The following is a 2,490-nucleotide window of genomic DNA, read 5'->3' as shown; positions in this document are numbered from 1 at the left end:
AGTACGCTCCTTCGGGTAGAGTGCCGATTCGTCCGCTGACATCTTCGTCGGTAATCGCATCACGTAGTTCGGAGAGTCCTTCGGGACGAAATGATAGGTAATCTCTTGCTGTTTCCCTAAAGAGGGTTTGCCAAGGAACCTCACCATAGGTCAGAGTCATATCCAAAAAAAGAGAGGCACGCTCATAGCGGCGAGGGTCATGCTCGGGTGCAAAGTGTAAGTTGCTCTCTTTAAGCTTGAATGGTTGAGTGGTCGGGGGAACGGATGTCTGTGCCGGGATACGTTTGGGCAAGTTCGCTTCTACTTCACAATAATCTATGCTTAGAAATTCCATCAGGGGGAGGGGAACTTGCGTACTGAGAGTACGGTAGGCCAGCCACTGATCTGCATCTTCGAGGGTGATTTCTAGCATCTTGGCGATTTCCTCGACACGAAACAAAGGCACGAGAAGTTCGTCACAGTTTTCCTTCCAAACCCGATCCCATGAGTCAAAACTATGCTCGTGCACGTCATGAAGACCAACGACGAAGTGTCCTAGAAAGGCAAGATACTCCCACTCGATGGTCGCGGGAAGTTTTCTGGGAAACCTATTTAGGAAGGGTGAGCCGAAGTCGTCCCGTTCCGCCCAGCGAGCAGCCGGATAGGTTTGTCTCGTCTTTGGGCTCATTTTTTGTCTACCTCGTAGTGCACCCAGTGCTTCTGCAGGCGCCACTGCACTAAAGTCAGGCCCAGAATGATGATGAAGATCACCCAGGCAATCGCACTGGCGTAGCCCATCTTGAAGTAGCGAAATGCGTTGTTGAAGAGATATAAGACCGGAACCAGCAGTGAGTCTAGCGGACCTGTGCCACCGTCGCCGCCCCCGATCACATAAACTCTGTCGAACTCTTGAAGAGCGCCAATCGTGCCCATGATCAAGTTGAAAAAGATATAGGGCGAGAGCAGGGGCAACGTGACATTGCGAAAGCGCTGCCAGAGGTTCGCTCCGTCAATCAGTGCGGCCTCAGTGAGGCTCTGGGGGACACCTTGTAGCCCTGCGAGCCAGAGGATCATTCCGCCGCCCGCGCCCCAGAGACCCTGAACAATCAGGCCAGGTTTAGCCCACTCGGGGACTCCAAACCAGCCGGGCGGCGCGACACCAAACCAGGCCGTGAGGGTCTCTTTCCAGAGCGCGTTGAGAAGCCCCTTGTTCGGGTCGCCCGCCAGCAGCCACACCCAGAGAACCGCGCTGGCGATCGCGGGGACGATACTGGGAATGTAGAACGCCGTGCGGTAAAAGTTCATCCCCTTCACTTTTTGGTTGAGCAATAGCGCAATCGAGAGGCCCGTCACCATGCCCAAGGGAATGCCGTAGAGCGAGAGGAAAGTCGCGTTGCCGATGGCCTTCATCAGCAGCTCACGGTCATCGGTGAGCAGCTCTTTAAAGTTTCCCAGGCCCACGGCGCGCGCCGGGTGGAGCACATCGTAGTCGGTGAAGGCGAGCATTGCACTGGTGAGAATCGGCCCGAGGGTGAAGAGGAGAAAGCCTATCACCCACGGCGCGGCCATCAGCCAGCCCGCCAGTGCCTCTTGTTTTGCCATACGGCTCTTGCCGAGCTGTTGCTTGCCGCGCCAGGCTCCGTAGCTGATGCCAATGAGCCCCAGCATTCCGACAATGAGAACCGGAGGTGTCCAGTTAAAGAAGGGCAAGCTCTCGCGGGCGAAAGACTTATCCAGCTCTTTTTGCACCAGCGCCTGCTGCTCTTTGAGCGCTGCCTCCGGGCTCTGCGCTCCCTGACAGGCCCGCTCCATGGCGCGCACATGGGCATCCCAGAGCTTCTGCCCGATAAAGGTCACCGGGCGGTAGCGGGCGTGGGGGAGCATGTCAATGTAGGCCTTGAGCGCCGTCTGCAAGCGCGTATTCCCCGGAGAAAACTCGCGAAACAGCATCACGTTTACATTTTTATTGGCCGAGAGCCGGAAGACATAGGGCCGCCCAATTTTCTTGTTGTAGTTCGTTTGTGCCTGATTATAGATCCGATAGCCCTCTTCGCTGGAGAGGAACCGGATAAACTCCCATGCCTCCTTAGGGTGCGCCGTTCCCTTGGGAATCGCCAGGGAGAACCCGCCCGTCCAGGTGATGTGCGCGTCTTTTTCCTGGGCAAAACGCCCTCTGCGTGCAATGCGCTCCGTGGGCGAGGGGGGAGGCGCAATGGCGAAGTCCAGATCCGGGGCGTAGCGGGCGATATTGCCCACCATCCAGTCGCCGTTGATTACCATCGCCACTTTGCCGGTGAAGAAAGGGTCCAGCTCGCCGCTCTGGAAGCCGGACTGATAGACACTGACTTTCCCGTAGCCCCCCAGATCGTCGTAGAGCTGCTTCATGAAGGTCATGGAGGTGACATTCTCCGGGGCGGCCAGGGTGCAGGTCTTGCCGTCCGGGCTCATGAAGCTGCCGCCGTTCATCCAGGAGTAGATATAGAACCAGGAGTTTCCAAAATTGGGGATAAA

2 protein-coding genes are annotated in these 2,490 nt (G+C 56.8%); both read right to left on the bottom strand.

Annotation, left to right across the window (positions count from 1 at the left end):
• A partial coding sequence (locus tag ACH2EH_RS00285) for a hypothetical protein (protein ID WP_395137674.1) occupies nucleotides 1–667 on the bottom strand: 667 nt, incomplete at its 3' end.
• Nucleotides 664–2,490, bottom strand: a 1,827-nt coding sequence (locus tag ACH2EH_RS00280; RefSeq protein ID WP_395137672.1) for an extracellular solute-binding protein, incomplete at its 5' end; no start/stop codon positions are given. The genes ACH2EH_RS00285 and ACH2EH_RS00280, both read right to left, overlap by 4 nt.

The sequence above is a fragment of the Armatimonas sp. genome (assembly GCF_043760365.1).
In the GTDB taxonomy this organism is placed as follows: Bacteria; Armatimonadota; Armatimonadia; order Armatimonadales; family Armatimonadaceae; genus Armatimonas.
Note: the sequence above shows the minus strand (reverse complement) of the source record. Positions and strands in the feature narration are given on the sequence as shown.